The 19,005-nt window shown below is 71.1% G+C and carries 17 protein-coding genes; 2 read left to right on the top strand and 15 right to left on the bottom strand.

Translation table 11 applies throughout. The annotated features are described in order from the left end of the window. Nucleotides 1-69: 69 nt before the first annotated feature. From AC07Q9_RS20075 to AC07Q9_RS20110, 8 genes are all read right to left on the bottom strand, one after another. Nucleotides 70-1,032 (bottom strand): helix-turn-helix domain-containing protein, encoded by a 963-nt coding sequence (locus AC07Q9_RS20075; RefSeq protein WP_495311545.1) that lies wholly within the window; start codon nt 1,030-1,032, stop codon nt 70-72. A gap of 126 nt (nt 1,033-1,158) precedes the next feature. Continuing rightward, entirely contained in the window at nt 1,159-2,154 is a 996-nt protein-coding gene (locus tag AC07Q9_RS20080) for a Bug family tripartite tricarboxylate transporter substrate binding protein (RefSeq protein ID WP_492679928.1), read from the bottom strand. A 25-nt stretch (nt 2,155-2,179) separates the two neighbouring features. Next, nucleotides 2,180-3,454, bottom strand: coding sequence for an alkyl sulfatase dimerization domain-containing protein (locus AC07Q9_RS20085; RefSeq protein WP_495311547.1), 1,275 nt, complete (start codon nt 3,452-3,454; stop codon nt 2,180-2,182). After that, nucleotides 3,451-4,785 (bottom strand): DUF1254 domain-containing protein, encoded by a 1,335-nt coding sequence (locus AC07Q9_RS20090; RefSeq protein ID WP_495311548.1) that lies wholly within the window; start codon nt 4,783-4,785, stop codon nt 3,451-3,453. The genes AC07Q9_RS20085 and AC07Q9_RS20090 overlap by 4 nt, the downstream gene beginning before the upstream one ends. Nucleotides 4,786-4,790: 5 nt before the next feature. Next, nucleotides 4,791-6,182: a DUF1254 domain-containing protein gene (locus tag AC07Q9_RS20095; RefSeq protein ID WP_495311550.1), complete on the bottom strand. Its 1,392-nt coding sequence runs from the start codon at nt 6,180-6,182 to the stop codon at nt 4,791-4,793. 47 nt (nt 6,183-6,229) lie between these two features. Next, nucleotides 6,230-7,225: a Bug family tripartite tricarboxylate transporter substrate binding protein gene (locus AC07Q9_RS20100; protein ID WP_495311552.1), complete on the bottom strand. Its 996-nt coding sequence runs from the start codon at nt 7,223-7,225 to the stop codon at nt 6,230-6,232. Nucleotides 7,226-7,251: 26 nt separating this feature from the next. Further along, nucleotides 7,252-9,363 carry an acetate--CoA ligase family protein gene (locus tag AC07Q9_RS20105; RefSeq protein ID WP_495311746.1) on the bottom strand — a complete coding sequence of 704 codons (2,112 nt, stop codon included), beginning with the start codon at nt 9,361-9,363 and terminating at the stop codon, nt 7,252-7,254. Between the two features lie 23 nt (nt 9,364-9,386). After that, nucleotides 9,387-10,448, bottom strand: a complete 1,062-nt coding sequence (locus tag AC07Q9_RS20110) for a porin (protein ID WP_495311554.1) — start codon at nt 10,446-10,448, stop codon at nt 9,387-9,389. A 262-nt stretch (nt 10,449-10,710) separates the two neighbouring features. Between AC07Q9_RS20110 and AC07Q9_RS20115 the strand changes: the two genes are divergently transcribed. Further along, complete coding sequence (locus tag AC07Q9_RS20115; RefSeq protein ID WP_223301435.1) at nt 10,711-11,334, top strand: Crp/Fnr family transcriptional regulator; 624 nt, start codon at nt 10,711-10,713, stop codon at nt 11,332-11,334. Between the two features lie 25 nt (nt 11,335-11,359). Here AC07Q9_RS20115 and AC07Q9_RS20120 read toward each other — a convergent pair whose 3' ends face one another. From AC07Q9_RS20120 to AC07Q9_RS20150, 7 genes are all read right to left on the bottom strand, one after another. Beyond that, a complete protein-coding gene (locus AC07Q9_RS20120; RefSeq protein WP_495311555.1) occupies nt 11,360-11,983 on the bottom strand; it encodes a YdeI/OmpD-associated family protein in 624 nt (207 codons plus the stop codon). Further along, complete coding sequence (locus AC07Q9_RS20125) at nt 11,971-12,918, bottom strand: phosphatidate cytidylyltransferase (RefSeq protein WP_495311747.1); 948 nt, start codon at nt 12,916-12,918, stop codon at nt 11,971-11,973. The genes AC07Q9_RS20120 and AC07Q9_RS20125 overlap by 13 nt, the downstream gene beginning before the upstream one ends. A gap of 5 nt (nt 12,919-12,923) precedes the next feature. Then, a complete protein-coding gene (locus AC07Q9_RS20130; protein WP_495311748.1) occupies nt 12,924-13,589 on the bottom strand; it encodes a lysophospholipid acyltransferase family protein in 666 nt (221 codons plus the stop codon). 65 nt (nt 13,590-13,654) lie between these two features. Further along, a complete protein-coding gene (locus tag AC07Q9_RS20135) occupies nt 13,655-14,095 on the bottom strand; it encodes a hypothetical protein (RefSeq protein WP_070062860.1) in 441 nt (146 codons plus the stop codon). After that, nucleotides 14,088-15,428, bottom strand: a complete 1,341-nt coding sequence (locus AC07Q9_RS20140; protein WP_495311556.1) for a phosphatase PAP2/dual specificity phosphatase family protein — start codon at nt 15,426-15,428, stop codon at nt 14,088-14,090. Before AC07Q9_RS20140 ends, AC07Q9_RS20135 begins: the two co-directional genes overlap by 8 nt. Further along, entirely contained in the window at nt 15,425-17,191 is a 1,767-nt protein-coding gene (locus AC07Q9_RS20145) for a bifunctional alpha/beta hydrolase/class I SAM-dependent methyltransferase (RefSeq protein WP_495311557.1), read from the bottom strand. The genes AC07Q9_RS20140 and AC07Q9_RS20145 overlap by 4 nt, the downstream gene beginning before the upstream one ends. Nucleotides 17,192-17,229: 38 nt before the next feature. Continuing rightward, nucleotides 17,230-17,844 (bottom strand): CDP-alcohol phosphatidyltransferase family protein, encoded by a 615-nt coding sequence (locus tag AC07Q9_RS20150; protein WP_495311559.1) that lies wholly within the window; start codon nt 17,842-17,844, stop codon nt 17,230-17,232. An 86-nt stretch (nt 17,845-17,930) separates the two neighbouring features. On the opposite strand from AC07Q9_RS20150, the gene ruvB reads away from it, so the two are divergent. Then, entirely contained in the window at nt 17,931-18,995 is a 1,065-nt protein-coding gene (gene ruvB, locus AC07Q9_RS20155) for a Holliday junction branch migration DNA helicase RuvB (protein WP_062482092.1), read from the top strand. The last annotated feature ends 10 nt before the right edge of the window (nt 18,996-19,005 follow it).

Raw genomic sequence — 19,005 nt, forward strand, 5'->3', positions numbered from 1 at the left:
GGCTGCATCCTTCTTCGCATGTTGTGTGAAACAACCGCGAAGGTAAGAGCGCCGCCGGCGCGGGCGTTATCAAGATTTGGCAAACCACCGTGCGCGCGTGGCGGACGGCAGCTCGCCGAACAGGCGCGCGTAGTCGATGGCAAAGCGCGACAGGTGCCAGAAGCCCCAGCGCGCGGCGATGTCGCCGATGGTGTCGTCGCGGCAGGCCTGCATCTCGCAACGCACGCGGTTCAGGCGCATCACGCGCAGGTAGGTGACGGGGCTCAGGTGCAGCACGTCCTCGAAGGCGTACTGCAGCGAGCGGCGCGACACGCCGGTGGCCGCGCACAGGTCGGGCACGCTGATGGGTTCGTCGGCGTGCGCCTGCATGTACTCGCGCGCCTTGGCCACGATGTGGCGGCGCGCCGCCGAACTGGCGGGCAGCCGGGCCTCGAAGGCCTCGGAGCCCATGCACTGCAGCACCGCGTCGGCCAGCGACAGCGACAGCATGTGGCGCGCGGCCGGCTGCTCCAGCTGCGCAAGGTTGTCGCGCGCCAGCGACAGGGCGGCGCCCAGCAGGCGGGTGAAGGCGGTTTCGTCGAAACCGGGGTGCTGCACCGGCGCGGGCGCCGGCATGCGCAGCGCGAAGTCGGGGCCGAACAGGGTGGTGGCCAGCTTCGCCAGCGGGTCGGTGTCGACGCACACGGCCATCAGGTCCATGCCGGCGCCGGCCAGCAGCTCGAACTCGCGCTGCGGCGACAGCGCGATCAGCCGCCGCCCGTCGAGGTCGTGGCCGCAGTACCAGCTGCCGGGGGCCGTCACGTCGATCACGGCCAGGCACAGGGCGCCCGGGCGGCCGTGGCCGTGCTGCAGCACCGTCTGGTTGGCGTGTTCGTGGAACACCTGCACGAAATCCAGGTGCAGGTCTTCGGACAGCCCCTCGAAGCGGCCGTTCGACAGCTGCTCGTAGTGCTGCTTCCAGGTGCCCACGCCCGAGGCTTGGGCCTGGGCTTCGGCGGTGAGTTGTCGGCTGAAGTGAAGAAGCTCGGTCATGGTGCGCGCTGGCGCAGTTGCCATCGCCCCTCCGATGAGCAGAAACCGTGCCTGTCACGGCGCAGTGTGTGGGAAGCGCCGCCGGCCGACCATGTTGCTTACCCTTGGTCAGGGCCGCTCAGGCGCTCATTCGAGCGTCAGGCCGATGTCCTTCACCAGCGCGCCCCAGTCGCGCAGGTCGCTGCGGATGGTGGCGGTGAACTGCTCGGGCGTGTTCTGCGGCAGGTCGTTGAAGTTCAGCTCGTACATGCGGCGCACCACCGCGGGGTCGCGCAGCACCTGGTTCACGGCCTCGTTGAGCTTCTTCACGATCGCCGGCGGCGTCTTGGCCGGCGCCATCAGGCCGTACCAGGCGTAGGTGGTGAAGGGGTAGCCGCTCTCGGTCATGGTCGGCACGTCGGGCAGCATCGGGATGCGCGAGGGGCCGCTGTTGGCCAGCGCCCGGATGCGGCCGGCGCGCACGATCTCCACGGTCGAGGAGATGTCGGCGAAGGCCGCATCGACCTGGCCGCCCACGAGGTCCTGCACGCAGGGGCCGCTGCCCTTGTAGGGCACGTGCGTCATGACGAGGCCGGCCTGCTTCTTCAGGCTTTCCATCGCCAGGTGGCCGCCCGAGCCGTTGCCCCACGAGCAGTAGCTGAGCTTGTCGGGGCGCGCCTTGGCGTAGGCGACGAACTCCTGGATCGTCTTCACCGGCAAGTCCTTGCGCACCAGCAGCAGGTTGCCGCCACGCCCGACCTGGGCGACGGGCATGAAGTCCTTCAGCGGGTCGTAGGGCAGCTTCTTGTAGAGGCTGGGGTTCACCACCATCGTCGCGGCGTAGGTGAACAGCAGCCGGTAGCCGTCGGGCGTGGAACGCGCCACCACCTCGCTGCCGAGGATGCCGTTGGCGCCCGGGCGGTTGTCGACCACGAAGGGCTGCTTCAGGATCTTGCCGAGGCCGTCGCCGATGATCCGCGCCATGGTGTCGGTGCCGCCGGCCGGTGCGGTGGGCACGACCAGCGTCACGGGCTTGTCGGGGTAGCTGCTGTCGCCCTGCGCGTGGCTGGCAACGGCCAGCGTGGCCAGGGAACAGGCGACCAGCATGCGCAGGCCGAAGCGGAATGGTGTTGTGGTTGTCATGGTCCGTGTCTCCGATGGAAAGGCCTCAGCGGATGCCGAAGCGCGCCTGCGTGCCTTGTTCGATCATGTCCGCGCCCACGCGATACAGGTTGCGCGAGACGTAACTGGGCACTTCGCGCGCCCGCTCGCGCAGCCATTCGGCCTTGAGCGAGCGCGCCTCGGCGATCTCGAGCGCCTCGCCCTCGGCGGTGGCCAGCAGGTCGATCACATGCAGCGCGAGCTGCCACTGCGTGGCCGCAGCCAGCGCACGTGCCTGGTCGATCACGCCGCGCTTGTCGGTGATGGCGTCGGCCACCGCGCGGCCGATGGCCTCGGGCGCGGCCGGGTGCAGCGAGGTCGGGTTGCGGTCCCACCAGCCGTTCTCCGAGCGGTAGATGTCGCGCACGATGTAGCCGGGGTCGCCGTAGGTGGGCTTCATCCACTCGACCGCGAACAGCTCGTCGGGGAAGCGGATGCGCGCCAGGATGTCGCGCTCGTTGAGCCCTTCGTTCATGAGCCGCACCACCTCGGCGCGCACCCAGCGCAGCGCGCGGGCCGTGTGCACGAGCACGTGCTGCACCTGGTCTTCGCCCTCGAGCGTGGCGCCGAATTCGCGCACCGCCTTGCGCGGCTTCAATGCCGCCAGCGCCTCCAGCGTGTCGGCCCAGCGCACCGTGTCGCGCATCGTGCGAAAGGGTGTGCCGATGTTGGGAATGGAGTCGATCAGCGCCGCGCCGCCGTACAGCACGCGCTGCGCCGGGCTCCACAGCGCGATCGCGTCGTCGGTTTCCGAGGGCGCCCAGCGCAGCTCGATGCGGCGCTCGCCGCTGCCGATCTGCAGCACGTCGTCGAAGGTCTCGGTGGGCGGGTGCGTCACCAGCCGGTGGTCGAAGAAGCCGGCGGGGCGGTTGAACTGGATCTCGGCCATGCGGTGCTGCAGGGCCAGCGTCTCGCGGTAGCGCGCCTGGCGGCGCGGCACGTTGCGGTGCGCAATGATGCGCGGCGGCGCATCGCCGCGCGCGGCGGCATGGGCCAGCCACATCGGCACGCCGGCGTTGTAGCCGATGTGGCCGTGGCTGAAGCACAGCGCATGCACCGGCGCGTCGCTGAGCTGGCGCAGCGCGTCGATCATGCCCTGCGTCACCGAGCCGCCCGGGCCGGCGTCGATCACGACCAGGCCCACGTTGGTCTCGGCCACGAACGATTGGCCCTGCCCGCGCAGGATGTGCAGGCCCGGCGCGACGGTCTCGGTGCCGGTGCCGACGATGAGGAAGGGCTTTTCTTCTTCTGCGGCCTGGGGTTTTTCAGCGGTGGCGCTCATGCGGAATCCTTGGTGACGGTGAGGGGCGGCAGCTGGTAGCGGCCGTCGAGCAGTTCGGCGCGCGGCACGTAGGCGCGCAGGCACAGGTAGAAGCTGCCTTCGGGCGCCGGCAGCCAGTTGGCGAATGCGGCCTCGCCGTCGGGGCGCGTGTGCTGGATGTGCAGCGTGAGCCCGCCGTCCGCATCGCGCCGCAGTCCCGGCGTGCGGTCGCCGACGGCGTAGCGGTCGATCGGGTTGTCCACCAGCATGTAGTCGCGCGTGTCGTACATCGTGAGCGACCAGAAGGCGTCGACCGGCGGCAGCGCGTCGGGCGCGAAGCGCAGCGTGTAGCGGCGCTGGCCGGTGAGGGCCTCGCCTGCGGCGTCGTGCCAGGCCATCGGGTAGGTGGCCTCGCGGCTTTCGAGCATGCCGATGTACTTGAGCGCGATCAGCGCGCGTGCCAGGTGGTCGTCGCCGAAGGAGCCTTCCACGAGCGGCATCTGCACCCAGCCCGAGGCCGTGGTGCGGCCCGACTGCGCCTCGCGCAGCCGGGGCAGCACGGTGTCGAGCGCGGCCTGCAGCGCGGCACGCTGACTGTCGTCGAGTGCACCCGTGCCGGGCCCGATACCGAGCGCCGCATAGCGCGCGAGCTGCGCAGCATCGCCAGCGGGCGGTGCGTTGTCGCGCAGCGCCGCATTCACCTGCGCAGCGAAGTGCGCGGCCGTGAGCGGCGCCTTCGGGTCGCAGGTCGGGTCGAAGGCGCGCGGCGCCGAGGCGCGGCCAGCCTCCCAGTCGGCCAGCGTGCGCACGAGAAAGCCGTCCTGCAGCGCGTTGACGGCGGGCACGTCCTGCGGGCCGTCGACCAGCAGGCGCCCGATGATCCACAGCCAGCGCGTGGGCGCCTCGATGCGCGCGCCCGGCGCATCGAAGGCCGCGGGCAGCGTGCCGCGCCATCCCGGCGGCGTGACCACGAAGGCGCGCGCCGCCGTGCCCGTGAGGCGCTGGCCCAGGTGGGCGAAGGGGTTGGTGAAGAAGTCGAGCAGGCCCAGCACGTAGTAGCGCCCGGCCGTGTCGGGCACGTCGATCACGAGCGGGCCCTCGCCCAGGTCGAGCCAGGCGTTGGTGTAGAGCGTGTCGTTGTTCGGCGTGACGACGCGGCTCTTGCCCGCGCCCAGCAGCTGGCGCGCGTGCGTGAACACGTTGCACCAGCGCAGCGGCTTGGGCGCCTCGCCGGCGGCGTCGGTGCGCTGCGGCGAGGTGGCTGCGCGCATGCGGCACATCTCGTACAGCGGGTAGGCGTAGACCACGGCCTCTTCGGCCAGGGCGTGAAGGGAGTCGGTGTGCGGTTGCATCGTGCTCAGCCCTGTTGTGCCTGCAGCGCCGGGATGCGCCAGGTCTGCACGCCCTCGCGCGGGTAGTACATGCGCAGGATCAGGTAGAAGCGCCCGGCCGGCGCGGGCAGCCAGTTGGCGGCGTCGGCGGGGCGCGCGTGGCCCACCACCAGTTCGAGGCTGCCGTCGGCGTTGCGCTTCAGCCCGGGCGTGCGGTCGCCGATGGCGTGGCGGCGGATGTCGTTGGGGTAGAGAAAACGGTCGCTGTCGTACAGCGTGACCGACCAGAAGGCGTCCGCGGGCGGCAGGTCGCCGGCCTCGAAGCGCATCGTGTAGCGGCGTTGGCCGTCCAGCGGTTCCTGCGTGGCGTCGTGGTGCGCGGCGGCGTACACCGCCTCGCTAGTGGCCAGCGCGCCCAGGCCCAGGTAGGCGGTGCGCGCGCGGCCGAGGAACTCGTTGCCGTAGCGGCCGGTGGCCGGCGTCATCGACCAGGGCTTGGGCCGGCGGTTGCGGCCCACGGCGCCGACCAGCTGCACGCCCTCGGCGAAGCCTTCGATGAGGCCTTCGCGCAGCGGTGCTTCGAGCGCGTCCCACGAGAACGCGGCGTTCGCCAGCAGCCCGCCCTGGCCGAACCACGCGACGAGCGCGCGGTCTTCCACGCGGCCCGGCGCTTCGGCCAGCGCATGGCACACGTTGGTGAAGAAGCGCGGCGCCACGTCTGCAGCGGGCTCGCCGTGCTCGAAGGCGGCGGCCATGGCGTCTTCGTGCGGGCCGGCCCACTGTTCGATGGCGGCCGGGCGGCCTTGCAGCACGGTGCCGGGCGCGGGCTTCAGCTGGATCTCCGACTGCAGCGCGCGCGCGGCCGGCCAGTCGCTCTCGTCGCCCACCAGGATGCGGCCGATGAGCCAGACCAGGTCGGTCGGGCAGCGCACCACGCGGTGGGCGGCTGCGAGCGATTCCGGCACCGTGCCGCCGGGGCCCACGAGCACCACGGTCTCGCCCTCGGGGTTGCAGTTGCGCGGGCCCAGGTTCTCGAAGTTCTCGGTGTAGGCGTCGTACAGCGGCAGCACGAAGTAGCGCCCCGGATGCCGCGCCGACGCGGGCACCGTGAGCAGCATCGGCCCGTGCGCCAGGTGCAGCCAGGCCATGGTGTAGAGCAGGTCGTTGGCGGGCGTGACCACGTCGCGGTCTTCGTGGGTGGACGGGCGCGGCGCGTGGTGCAGCGTGTTCAGCGGCGCGCGCACGTCGGAGCCGGCCGAGGCACCGCTGCGGCGTTCGGCGCGCGGCGCGGTCTGCATGGCGCAGGTGCGGTAAGTCTCGGTGAGCGGATAGCCGTAGACGAAGGCGGCCAGGCCGATGGAACGGGCGAGTGCCTTGCGGGCGGCGGCGATGTCGGGCACGGGAGCGGGAGCGTTCATGGGAAGGACCTCGGGGTTCGAAAAAAAGGGGAGAGGGGGAAGGCGGTTCAGTCGAGCTTCACGCCCGTGGCCTGCGTGAGCTTCAGCGTCACGGGCAGGAAGGCCTTGTAGGCCGCGGCGGCCTCGGGCGGCAGGTTGCCCACGGGCTCGGCGCCGAGCTCCTCGATGCGCCGGCTCACCTCGGGCTGGCGCACCACCGCGCTGACCTCGCGGCCCAGGCGCTCGACGATGGCGTCGGGCGTCTTGGCCGGCGCCATCAGCGAGGTCGGGCCGGTCATGGCGTAGACCTCGTCGGCGTAGCCCTGCTCGGCGAAGGTGGGCACGTCGGGCAGCGCGCGGGCGCGCCGCGGGCCGGCCACGGCCAGCGGGCGCAGCTTGCCGGCCTTGATGTACGGCTGCAGCGTGGTGACCGAGCCCACGGTCATCTGGATCACGCCGCCGATCAGGTCGATCGCCATCGGGCTCTCGCCCTTGTAGGGCACGTGCATCGTCTGCAGGCCGTAGGCCTTGTCCATGTAGACCTGCACCTGGTGCGGCTGCGTGCCCGGGCCCCACGATCCCATCGAGTACTTGCCGGGCGCGGCCTTGGCGGCGGCGATCAGGCTCTTGAAGTCGGTCGCCGGCACCGAAGGATGCACCGCCAGCACGGTGCGCGTGGTGGCGATGTCCGACACCATGCGCAGGTCGGTGCGCGGGTCGTAGGGCAGCTTGCTGTAGAGCACCAGGTTCGCCGTGACGGGGCCCGGCACCGTGAGCAGCAGCGTGTGGCCGTCGGGCGGGCTCTTGGCGACGTAGTCGGTGCCGATGATGCCGCCCGCGCCGCTGCGGTTCTCGACCACCACCGGCTGGCCCAGCCGTTTGGACAGGCCCTCGGCCACGAGCCGCGCGAGGATGTCGGTCGAGCCGCCCGCCTGGTACTGCACGATGATGCGCACGGGCTTGGAGGGGAAGGGCGCCTCCGTGGCTGCCGCCGCGCTTGCGGCGAGCACCAGTGCCGCGCCCGCGCCGAGTGCGCGCCCGAGTCCGTTCTTCGATGTCGTCATGCGATGTCTCCGGTGGTTGTTGTGCTTCAGGGCGCGCGGCCGACGACCAGCGCGTCGACCGCCACGCAGCCGCCCTCGGCCCGCGGGCGTGCGATCAGCGGGTTGATCTCGGCGCTGTCGAGCGAGTCGCCTGCGCGCTGCGCGAAGTCGGCCAGCGCGCACAGCGCGTCGGCGATCGAACCGAGGTCGACCGGCAGGCGGCCGCGTGCGCCGTTCAGGATCGCGAAGGCGCGCAGTTCGCGCACCATGGCCAGCGCGTCGTCGCGCGCGATCGGCAGCGCGCGCAGCGACACGTCGCGCAGCGTCTCGACGTGGATGCCGCCCAGTCCGAACATCAGCACCGGCCCGAACACCGGGTCGCGGTGCACGCCCGCGATGCATTCGACGCCGCCGCTCAGCATGCGCGCCACCAAGGCGCCGTCGAGCCGCGCCTCGGGCCGTGCGGTGCGCGCGAGGTCGCGCGTGCGCTCGAAGGCCGCGCGCGCCTGCGCCGCACCGCGCAGCCCGAGCGCCACGCCGCCGACGTCCGACTTGTGCGGGATGTCGGCGCTGACGATCTTCACCACCACCGCCTCGCCGAGCGCCTCGGCGGCGGCTGCGGCTTCGTCGGCGCTGCGCACCACGCGGTGCGCGACCACCGGCACGCCGGCGTCGGCCAGCAGTGCGAGCGCGTCGGGCTCGGACATCGTGCCGGGCGCGAGCGTCAACGGCGCCTGGATCGACGCGGGCGCCGCAACCGCTGCCGCCGCAGGCTTCAGCCCTGCCAGCGCGGCGATCGTGCGGATGCCATCCGACGGGTCGGCGAACACCAGGCAGCGCATCGCTTCGAGCTCGGCGCGACGTTCGGGCGACAGCAGCGTGCTCACCGCCAGCAGCGTGTCGGGATAGGCCTCGCGCAGCGAGCTCACCAAGGAGCGCAGCACCGGCCAGAACGCGTCCGACGCGCCCGCGGCGGCCAGGAAGCCCATCCACGAGGCGAAGCCCTGGTCGTCCAGCATCACGCGCGCCGTGCGATCGATCAGCGTCATGTCGTTGGTGACCTGGCCCGTGATGTCGACCGGGTTGCGCGGCGCCGCGAAGGGCACCCAGCGGCGCAGCGTGTCCTGCGCGGCCTCGCTCAGCGGCCGGGCGTCCAGGCCCTGGGCCGAGGCCTCGTCGGCCATCAGCGCGCCGACGCCGCCCGAGAGCGTGAACAGTCCGATCGAGCGGTCGCGCGGGCGGCCCGCCACGGCCGCGCTGTGGGCCAAGTCGAAGAACTCCGTGAGGTTGCGCGCGCGCAGCACGCCGTACTGGCGGAACACGGCGTCGTACACCGCGTCGTCGCCCGCCAGCGCGGCGGTGTGCGAGGCCGCGGCCTCGGCGCCCAGCGCGGTGCGCCCGACCTTGACCATCACCACGGGCTTGCCGTTGGCCTGCGCCAGGGCCAGCGCGGCGCGCAGGCGGGGGCCGTCGCGGCAGCCTTCCATGTAGGCCATGATCACGTCGGTGTCGGGGTCCTGCGCGAGCCAGGCCAGGCAGTCGGCGACCTGCACGTCGGCCTCGTTGCCGGTGGTGGCCCACAGCGACAGGCCGACGCCGCGCGCCCGCGCCATCGCGTAGGCATAGGCGCCGAACGCGCCCGACTGGCTCACCAGCCCGATGCGCCCCGGCATCACGCGGCCCACGCCGGGCGCCGGCGAGAAGGTGGCGTACACGTGGCGCGCGATGTTCATGAAGCCCAGGCAGTTGGGGCCGACCAGCCGCACGCCCGCGGCACGCGCCTTGTCGCCCAGCCGCGCCTGCGCCGCCGCGCCCTCGGCGCCCACTTCGGCGAAGCCCGAGGAGAACAGCACCACGCCCTTCACACCCGCCGCAATGGCGTCGTCGAGCGCGCCGTCGACCAGCGCCGAGGGCACCGCGAGGATGGCCAGGTCCACCGGCTGGCCGATGGCGCGCAGGCTCGGGTAGGCCGGCAGGTCCTGGATGCGGTCGGCGTTCGGGTTGACCGGGTACAGCGCGCCCTCGAAGCCGAAGCGGCGCTGGTAGTCGACGGGAATGCCGCCGATCTTCTGCGCGTTGGACGAGGCGCCGACCACCGCGATGGCACGCGGCGCGAACAGCGCCGAGAGGGATTCGGCTTGCGAAGAGAAGAAGTCCATGGGCATGGCGAAGGGTTCGGAAGTCAGAAGTTGTGGCGGATGCCGGTGGCCAGCACGCGCACGTCGTTGCCGCTGTTGGCCACCACCGGGATGGTCGCGAGCGAGGCCGAGGCGCCGTGCCGGTTCAGCAGGCGCAGCCAGCGCGCGTAGACCACGGTGCGCTTGCTCAGGTAGTAGTCGTAGCCCAGCGTCCAGGCCAGCTGCGAGCGTTCGCTCTCGGCCACCTTGCGCTGCGTGGCGCCGAAGATCAGGTTCGAGGCCGGCGTCACGTTGTAGGTGGCGCCCAGGTTCACGAGCTTCGCGGTCGGCACGTGGGGCAGGCTCGAGGCGTTGCGCACGTAGCTGGCGTACAGCTGCAGGCCGATCGAGGGCAGCTCGTAGGAGCCGGTCAGCGCCTGGTAGGTCGTGGTGCTGGGCGAGGCCACCGGCGCCGCACCGGTGCCCGAGCGCGCGCGCTGGAAGGCATAGGCGATGTAGTACGGCTTGCGCGCCCAGCCGATGTTGCCGCCGTAGACGTTGCCGCTCTGGTGGCTCGGCGCGCTCGATTCGCCGGGCGCGTAGGCCAGGTCGGCGAAGAACTCCATGCTGGCCGGCGTGCGGTAGCGCACCATGTTGCTGGCGCGGGCCGCGAAGGGCGTGAGGCCCGGTTGCGCGTCGGTGGCGGCCACCAGGTTGATGGGCGAGAACACCGAGTTCAGGCCGTAGGGGTCGGCCTTGAACAGCGCGTAGAACATCGGCGTGTACATGCGGCCTGCGTCGATCTGCCCCCACGGCGCCGAGAACCCGACGAAGGACTGCCGGCTGAACGACATCGCGGGGCCGGGCAGCGTGCCGTTGCCGGTGTCGGGCGCAAAGCCGCTCTCCAGCGTGAAGTGCGCGCCCAGGCCGCCGCCCAGGTCCTCGGTGCCGCGAAAGCCGATGCGCGAGGCGGTCTGGCCGCCGTCCTCCAGCCGCATGGAGGAGGCGGGGCCCGACCTGGCGTGCGCCACGTACAGGTCGAGCGTGCCGTAGACGCTCACGGTGCTTTGCGCGGACGCAAGGGCGCAGGCCGCGAGCGCGAGGGCCGCGGTGGCTGTCTTCTTCATTTGGGTTGTCTCCGGTGTGGCGAGCCGCTAGGCGGTGCCGCCTGTGTGCTTGTCGATGTCCGGGGCTTACGATAGAAATGAAGGGCCCCCGAATCTGTCAACGCTTTGACAGATTCGTGAACACCAGGGCAGGGAGAACCCGCTGACCCGACCACCTGCAACCCCCCCTCCCGACGCCGAAGACAGCGCCGAGCTGCTCGACCGCGCGCTGCGCTGGAACGAGCTGTTTTCCCAATGGCCCGACGCGCGCCGTGCCGAGCTCATGAAGTCGGCGCGGCTGGTGCGCTACCGCCGCCGCACGCAGGTGCTGGCGCGCGACCGCCACAAGCGCGAGCTGCTGGCGGTGGTGTCAGGCTGCCTGGAGATCAGCAGCATGAGCCCGCAGGGGCGCAAGTACGTCAACGCGCTGCTCGGCCCCGGCCAGGTGGCGCCGCTGGTGCGCCTGCTCGAGGACGTGCCGCTGCCCTACGACTACCACGCGCACGAAGACTCGGTGATCGTCCACCTGCCCAGCGACGCCGTGATCGCGGTGCTCGACGCCGAGCCCGCGCTGTGGCGCGGCGTGGCCCGGCTGGGCCTGAAGCGCCAGCGGCTGAGCGTGGTGCTGCTGCAGAACCAGATGCTGAACTCGGTGCGCGGGCGCGTGGCCGCCACGCTGATGAGCGTGATCCACTTCTACGGCATGCAGGTGGAGGCCGCCGCGAGCCTGCCGGTGCGGCTGTCGCAGAACGACCTCGCAGCGATGCTGGGGCTGTCGCGCCAGACCATCAACAAGGAGCTGGGGCGGCTGGTCGCGGAAGGCGTGATCGACATGAGCTACAAGCGCATCCGCATCGTGGACCCCGACCAGCTCGCGGTCATCGCGACGGGCACCGGGCCGCAGTGAGCGGCGGGCACCCCTGCGCGCAGGCTCAGGGGTGGATCTTCTCGCCCTTGGCGAGCATCTCGACGAACTGCGCGATGCGCCGGGCGCGCGTCTCGGGCTTCTTCGCGCCCTGCGTGCGGAACAGCACGGCGAAGCGGTTGCGCGCATCGAGCGTGGCGAAGAAGGCCTTGGCGGTGCGGTTGGCGTCGAGCGCGGCCTGCAGGTCGGGCGGCACGGTGGCCACGCTCGGGGCGTCGTAGGCCGCCTCCCAGCGGCCGTCGGCGCGGGCACGCTCCACCTCGGCCAGGCCACCGGGCTGCATGCGGCCCTCGTCGATGAGCTTCAGGGCCTTGTCGCGGTTGATCTTCGACCAGATGCTGCGCGCGGTGCGCGGCGTGAAGCGCTGCAGGAAGAACTGCGCGTCCTGGCTCTTGCGCTGGCCGTCGATCCAGCCGAAGCACAGCGCGATCTCCAGCGCCTCGGGGTGGTCGACCGAGGCGATGCCGCTGGCCTTCTTCGCGATGCGCAGCCAGACGCCGGCGTGTGTGGCGTGGTGTTTCTTGTACCAACGCAGCAGCGCGGCGGCGTCGGCGCATTCCAGCGGCGTGTCGTCGACGATGCGGTCAACTTTGACCGCGGTCTTCTTCGCCGCCGGGCTCACGGCACCCACCAGTAGCGCAATGCGTGGAAGTAGATCGGCGCCGCGAAGATCACCGAGTCGAGCCGGTCGAGCATGCCGCCGTGGCCTTCGATCATGGAGCCCCAGTCCTTCACGCCGCGGTCGCGCTTGATGGCCGACATCACCAGCCCGCCGAAGAAGCCCAGGAGGCAGATCATGAAGGCCATGAGCGCCGCCTGCCACGGGTTGAAGGGCGTGGCCCAGTACAGTGCCGCGCCCATCGCGGTGGCGCTGGCCACGCCGCCGATCAGGCCTTCCCAGGTCTTCGACGGCGAGAGCTCGGGCGCCACCTTGCGTTTGCCGAAGAGCTTGCCCCACACGTACTGCAGCACGTCGCTGCCCTGCACCACGATGACCAGGAAGGCGATCAGCAGCAGGTTGCGGCCCTCGAAGCCCGGGATCTGCAACGTGAGCAGCGCCGGCACGTGGCTGATGCAGAACACGCACACCATCAGGCCCCACTGGATCTTCGAGGTGCGCTCCAGGAAGCGCTGCGTGTCGCCGCCCACGGCCGCCAGGATGGGCAGCAGCAGGAAGGCGTAGACCGGGATGTAGATCGAATACAGCCCGTACCAGTCGATCCAGATCAGGAAGTACTGGCCCGGCAGCGCCACGAAGAAGGCCAGCGCGATCGCGCCGTGGTCGCCGCGCCGCGTGTAGGCCAGGCTGATGAACTCGCGCAGCGCATAGAACGAGATCAGGTAGAACAGAACGATCACGCCGCCCTTGCCGAAGGCAAAGGCCAGGCCGATCACCGCCACCATCACCCACCACGCGTTGACGCGCGAGTTGAGGTTGTCGATCACCGAGTGCGGCTGGCCGTTCGCCACGCGCCACTTGAGCAGCGCGCCGATGGTCGAGGCCAGCACGAGCACGCCGAAGACGCCGCCGAAGAGCTTGAAGGTGGTCCAGGCGAAGGGGGACATTTCGATCACGAGGCGGTCCCTCCGTTTTGTTCGATGCGGTCGTACTCCGGGCGCAGATCGAGCATGGCCGTGCGTGCGCGGGCAAGGAAGGCGACCTTGTCTTCGCCTTCCTCGAGCCGGATCGGCGCGCCGAAGCGCACCGTGCAGGCCAGCGGGATCGGCACCAGCGTGCCCTTGGGCAGCACGCGCTTCAAGTTCTCGATCCACACCGGCACCAGCCGCACGGTGGGGCAGGCGCGCGCCAGGTGGAAGAGGCCGCTTTTCAGCGGCAGCAGGATGTCGTCGCCCGTGTTGCGCGTGCCCTCGGGGAACATGATGAGCGAGTCGCCGCCTTCCAGCGCCTCCTTCATCTGGTCGACCGGGTTGCCGCCCTGGCCCGAGCCGTCGCGGCGGATCATGAGCGCGTTGAACACGTCCTTGCCGATGAAGTTGCGCAGCTTCGAGGCCTCCCAGTAGTCCTGGCCGGCCACGGGCCGCGTGAGCGCGCGCAGGTCGGAGGGCAGCGTGGCCCACAGCAGCACGAAGTCGCCGTGGCTCGTGTGGTTGGCGAAGTACAGCGTCTGCTCGGCCTTGGGCGTGGTGCCCGCCCAGATGGCGCGCACGCCGGTCAAGAGGCCGGCCGCGCCGATGATGAGCTGGCCCGCCACCACCGCGAGCCCGCGGCGCACGATGGCGCTTGGCCGGGCGCTGTCGTCGCTGCTGCTGCTGTCGTTCTTGTTGTTGCCGTTGTCGTTGTTCAAGCGAGTTCCTGTGTCATGAGGGCGAGCAGGAAGAGCGCGTTCTGGCAGGCGATCACGATGGCGTGGCGCTGCATCAGTTGGCGGGTTCCCTGCACGCGGTCGGCGAGCGCGCGGGCGTTGGGCTGCGGCGGCGGGTCGCGCAGCCCGAGCACCGACAGGGCGTTGTCCATCGCGCCCAGCGAAGCGATCTGGCCGTTGGCCAGGCCTTCGAACAGCGCCTGGTCCAGCCGCAGCCGGAAGGCGAAGTAGCGTTCGAGCACGCCCAGCACCATCACCGCGGCAAAGGCCAGGATGGCGGTGTTCGAGAGCCCGCGCAGCGTGAGCGCCAGCACCAGTGCAGAGATGCAGGTGAGCGCGAGGCCCAGGAAGGCGAGCACGGCCGCCGCGCGCAGCAGGCCGGCCAGGGTGGTGCAGGTGGCGCGTTCGTTGTCAGTCATGGCGCGAAGGTGTTCCAAGGGGTTCGAGCGCGGCACGCCAGGCGGCGCGCAGCACGATCTGCGGGCGGGCGCGGCGCACGGCGTCTTCGGCCTGCGCCAGGCCATGGTCGCGGCCCAGCCAGGCGATCACGGCGGCGGCGCTGCGCGAGAAGCCCAGCGCGCAGCAGACCCACACGGCCGAACCGTCGGCCGCCGCGGCACGGCGCTGGCCTTCGATGACGGCCGCGGCGCGGCGCAGGCGCACGGGCGGCGGCACCACGAGGTCGAGCAGCGGCACGCAGCGCGCACGGGCGGGCGGCACGCCGGCCGGCAGCTGCAGCTCGGCGCACAGGCTCACGAGCCGGGGCTGGCCGGCGGCGAGCCATTCGGCCTGCGTGGGGCGACGGCCCAGGCGCAGGCCGGGCACCACCTCGACCGAGGCGGGCAGCTTGCGCGTCCAGAGCCAGGCGTTCAGGGCCGCGCCCAGGCGGTAGGGCGCGAACAGCCAGCGCGCCGCCCAGCCCATGCGGCCGTGGCCGTCCATCTGGAAGCCGCGCGCGCCGAAGCCGAGGTAATTGAGCGCCACCAGCGCGAGCGCCGCCGCCGGCCAGGCCAGCCACAGCGCCACGCCGCCGGTCGCCAGCGCCGCGAACAGGCACAGCGCGGCGCCCACGGTGTAGCAGCCCGCGAGCTTCATCCGCTGCGGATCGCGTGCCAGGCGCCAGGCGCGCAGCATCGACACCCGGCGCGCCATCGGCCACAGCCACACGCAGAAGATGCCCAGCAGCGCGCCGGTCGGGATGTCGATGAAGTGGTGCTGCCAGGTCGTGAGCACCGAGGCGCAGATCGCGAAGGCCCACACGTGCAGCACGAGCCGCGCCCACAGCGGCCGGATGAAGCGCCGGTACCAGTCCCACAGGATCACGGCCAGCGCGATGTGCAGCGAGGGCGCCTGGTTGTAGGGCTGGTCGAAGCCGCGCAGCGCGTTGAACAGGAAGGCCGGCGCGCCTTCCACCGGCGGCTGGCCGAAGCTGAAGTGCAGCGGCCAGAGGATGAAGCAGGTGCAGGCGATGAGCGTGGCGCTCACCAGCCGCAGCGCATGCCGGTCGAGCGTGTGGCGGTCGCGCGCCAGGAACAGCGACAGCGCGTAGAAGACGTTGATGGTCCAGTACGGAAAGATCGTCCAGGCCCAGAAAGGCACCTGCCGCTCCCAGTCGAAGGCCATCGAGGGCACGCTGGCGCGCGTGGTGGCCCACCAGTTGGCGAAGCCATAAGTCGCGTAGAACAGCGGCCCCAGAAACACCAGCCACGCGGCGGCGCGTTTCCACGGCCGGGGCGCGCGCCGGGCGGTCATTGCGCGACGCGCACCGCCAGCGACACCGTGAAGATCCCCCACTCGTCGACGCGCTGGTCGATCTTGCGGAAGCCCGCCTCTTCGACCAGCTGGTCCATCTCGGCCTGCGTGCGCCGGCGCATCACCCAGGCTTCGCCCTGGCGGTGGCTGGTGAGCGCGCGGGCGATCATTTCGAGCTGCGGGTGCCAGGGCTGGCCGGTGTAGACCAGGTAGCCCCGGTCTTCCACCGCGTCGCCCACGCCCGCGAGCGAGCGGCGCACCATCTCGTTGTCGGGGAACAGCTCGTACAGGCCCGAGACCACGGCCAGCGTGGGCCGCGGCGTCACGCTCGCCAGGCTGATGCGGTCGAAGGCGTCGGCCTGCACGAACTGGGCGACGTCTTCCAGGCCCTTCTCGGCGATGAGGGCCGTGCCGTCGCGCACGTTGATGTCGCTGTAGTCGCGCAGCAGGACCGAGCTGGCCTTCACCGGGCTGGCCAGCACCGCGTCGAGCACGTAGCGGCCGTGGCCGGCCGCGATGTCCATGAGCCGCACCTCGCGGTGCATCTCGACCAGCCGCTCCATCGCGATGCGCAGCAGCTCTTCCACATGAATCTTGCGCTGGCGGATGCCGCGCCAGCCGATGGAGTCCAGGTAGGTGCGGTCGACCGAGCGGCCCAGTGCGCCCTTGCCCTGCGGCTGGTTGCGGTAGACGTAGTCGAGCGTGCTGCCCGAGTCGAAGCCCGTGGCGTGGCCCAGCGCGATGCCGCTGGACAGCGCGCCGCCCACGCGCAGCCCGCCGCGCGTGATCGCCCAGTAGGCGCCGCGCGGCGACAGCGGTGACAGCGGTTCGGCCAACGCGCGCGACTCGTCGGCGGTGTTGCCGCGCAGGTGCGCCTCGCGCAGGTCGACCGGCACGGCCGGCTCGTCGAAGCGCTGCAGGATGAATTCGCGGATCGACGCCACCGCGGGCGCCCGGTCTTTTTCGCCCAGCGTGTCGTGGAAGAAGCCCGGCAGCACCGTCTTCGTCTTCACGGCGCTGCCCAGCCGCTCGAAGAACTGGTGCTGCGGCTTGTGGTGCACCACCCAGTCGGCGCCCGAGATGAGCAGCTGCACCGGCAGCGTGATCGCGTTGGCGTCGGCCACCACGCGGTCGGCCGCCTCGTACAGGCCCAGCAGGATGTTGACGGCGATCGGGCGCGAGATCAGCGGGTCGTTCTTGTAGCTCTCGATGCGCGCGGGGTCGTGCGTGAGGAACTTCGGCTTCACGTAGCTGTTCACGAAGAACAGCCCGCGCAGCTTGTGCATCAGCGCCAGCCCCGGCCGCGCGAACGGCACGTAGAGCTTGACCTTGAAGGCCGGCGAGGCCAGCGTGAGGCCGCGCACCTTGGGGGCGTAGTCGTGCGCCCAGGTGGCGATCAGCACCGCGCCCACGCTCTGCGCCACCACGTGGATGTCGTGCTCGGGCACGCCGTGGGCGGCGGCGATGTGCTGCACGAAGGTCTGCACGTCGCGCACCGAGGTGCCGAAGCTGGGGCTGTAGCCGCGCTGGCCCGGCGACAGGCCGTGGCCGCGCGCGTCCCAGGCGAAGAAGTCGAAGTCGGGCAGGTCCAGCTCGTCCACCAGGTGCGCCATGCGCGCGCCGTGCTCGTGGCCGCGGTGGAACAGCAGCACGGCACCGCGCCGCGCGGCGCCCGTGGCCGGCCAGTGGCGGTAGAACAGCGATTCGCCGTCGTGCGTGCGGAAGTGGTGTTCGGCGGCGACGCGGGGTGTGGAAAGGGTCATGAAGAAGGGTCTTCTTTACTTATTTGTATGGGGGTGTTTCAGGCGGCGGGCGCTTCAGCCTCGGCCAGGGCGCGGCGGATGCGGTTGACGACCGTCCAGGCCACCAGTGCGGCCACAAGCGGCATCAGCAGGGCGGTCCAGCCCGGCAGCGGCCCGCCGAGGGCGACATACAACCCGAGCGCGCCGAACACGAAGGCCCGGTCGCTCTTGCCCATCGGCCCGTCGTAGCGGCGCGAGGCGCCCACCGTGGGGCCCAGCGCGCCGGCGAATTCGCTCAGCCCGGCCAGCACGATGACCGTGCCGACCCAGAACGGCGCGAACGGCGCCACCAGCACGAAGGGCAGGTAGAGCGCAGCGTCGGAGACCACGTCGGTGAGTTCGTTGAGGAAGGCGCCCAGCTTGCTCTGCTGGTGGTGCTCGCGCGCCAGCATGCCGTCGATGGCGTTGAAGGCCATGCGCAGGAACATCCAGGCGGGGATCAGTCCGAAGGCCGCCAGCGAGGGCGCGGCGAAGAACAGCCAGAGCCCGAGCACGACCGACACCGCGCAGGCCGCCAGCGTCACCTGGTTGGCGGTCACGCCCATCGCATGCAGCCGGACCACGAGCGGTCGCAGCAAGGCCTGGAAACGCGGTTTCAGTTCGTAGATGGACACGTTCTGACTTCCCTCTCTTGTTATGTTCTACAAGCATTCTGCCAGTGTGGCCAGGGACTAAACTCATCGCCGAAGACCCACCTCCAATGACCATCCAGACCGACGATTTCGCCCCCGCCCCGCAACGCGTGGTGTCCGCCGCCCCCGCCTCGCCCAACGAGGAGGCGATCGAGCGGGCGCTGCGGCCCAAGCTGCTCGACGAGTACGTCGGCCAGGCCAAGGTGCGCGAGCAGCTCGAGATCTTCATCGGCGCGGCGCGCAAGCGCAAAGAGGCGCTCGACCACGTGCTGCTGTTCGGCCCGCCGGGCCTGGGCAAGACCACGCTGTCGCACATCATTGCGGCCGAACTGGGCGTCAACCTGCGCCAGACCTCGGGCCCCGTGCTCGAAAAGCCCAAGGACCTGGCGGCGCTGCTGACCAACCTCGAGCCGAACGACGTGCTCTTCATCGACGAGATTCACCGCCTGAGCCCGGTCGTCGAGGAAATCCTGTACCCCGCGCTGGAGGACTACCAGATCGACATCATGATCGGCGAGGGCCCCGCGGCGCGCAGCATCAAGCTCGACCTGCAGCCCTTCACGCTGGTGGGCGCCACCACCCGCGCCGGCATGCTGACCAACCCGCTGCGCGACCGCTTCGGCATCGTGGCGCGGCTGGAGTTCTACACGCCCGAAGAACTGGCGCTCATCGTGCGCCGCAGCGCGGGCCTGCTCAAGGTCGAGACCGACGCCGCCGGTGGCTTCGAGATCGCGCGCCGTTCGCGCGGCACGCCCCGCATCGCCAACCGCCTGCTGCGCCGCGTGCGCGACTACGCCGAGGTCAAGGGCAACGGCCGCATCACCGAGGACATCGCACACAAGGCGCTGGCCATGCTCGACGTCGACCCGCAGGGTTTCGACCTCATGGACCGCAAGCTGCTCGAGGCCGTCATCCACCGCTTCGACGGCGGCCCGGTCGGCCTGGACAACGTGGCCGCCAGCATCGGCGAAGAGCGCGACACCATCGAGGATGTGATCGAGCCCTACCTCATCCAGCAGGGCTACCTGCAACGCACGCCGCGCGGTCGCATCGCCACGCTCGCGGCCTACCGCCACCTGGGCGTGGTGCCGCCCTCGGGCCGCGCCGACGGCCCGGACCTGTTCGGCGCCTGAAGAGAAAACC

This window comes from Variovorax sp. GW821-FHT09A10 (genome assembly GCF_059418385.1).

Excerpts from the sequence above, each read along its gene's own strand:
- AC07Q9_RS20075 (WP_495311545.1), bottom strand. The coding sequence starts at position 1,032 with ATGACCGAGCTTCTTCACTTCAGCCGACAACTCACCGCCGAAGCCCAG.
- AC07Q9_RS20080 (WP_492679928.1), bottom strand. The coding sequence starts at position 2,154 with ATGACAACCACAACACCATTCCGCTTCGGCCTGCGCATGCTGGTCGCC.
- AC07Q9_RS20085 (WP_495311547.1), bottom strand. The coding sequence starts at position 3,454 with ATGAGCGCCACCGCTGAAAAACCCCAGGCCGCAGAAGAAGAAAAGCCC.
- AC07Q9_RS20090 (WP_495311548.1), bottom strand. The coding sequence starts at position 4,785 with ATGCAACCGCACACCGACTCCCTTCACGCCCTGGCCGAAGAGGCCGTG.
- AC07Q9_RS20095 (WP_495311550.1), bottom strand. The coding sequence starts at position 6,182 with ATGAACGCTCCCGCTCCCGTGCCCGACATCGCCGCCGCCCGCAAGGCA.
- AC07Q9_RS20100 (WP_495311552.1), bottom strand. The coding sequence starts at position 7,225 with ATGACGACATCGAAGAACGGACTCGGGCGCGCACTCGGCGCGGGCGCG.
- AC07Q9_RS20105 (WP_495311746.1), bottom strand. The coding sequence starts at position 9,363 with ATGGACTTCTTCTCTTCGCAAGCCGAATCCCTCTCGGCGCTGTTCGCG.
- AC07Q9_RS20110 (WP_495311554.1), bottom strand. The coding sequence starts at position 10,448 with ATGAAGAAGACAGCCACCGCGGCCCTCGCGCTCGCGGCCTGCGCCCTT.
- AC07Q9_RS20115 (WP_223301435.1), top strand. The coding sequence starts at position 10,711 with ATGAAGTCGGCGCGGCTGGTGCGCTACCGCCGCCGCACGCAGGTGCTG.
- AC07Q9_RS20125 (WP_495311747.1), bottom strand. The coding sequence starts at position 12,918 with ATGTCCCCCTTCGCCTGGACCACCTTCAAGCTCTTCGGCGGCGTCTTC.
- AC07Q9_RS20135 (WP_070062860.1), bottom strand. The coding sequence starts at position 14,095 with ATGACTGACAACGAACGCGCCACCTGCACCACCCTGGCCGGCCTGCTG.
- AC07Q9_RS20140 (WP_495311556.1), bottom strand. The coding sequence starts at position 15,428 with ATGACCGCCCGGCGCGCGCCCCGGCCGTGGAAACGCGCCGCCGCGTGG.
- AC07Q9_RS20145 (WP_495311557.1), bottom strand. The coding sequence starts at position 17,191 with ATGACCCTTTCCACACCCCGCGTCGCCGCCGAACACCACTTCCGCACG.
- ruvB (WP_062482092.1), top strand. The coding sequence starts at position 17,931 with ATGACCATCCAGACCGACGATTTCGCCCCCGCCCCGCAACGCGTGGTG.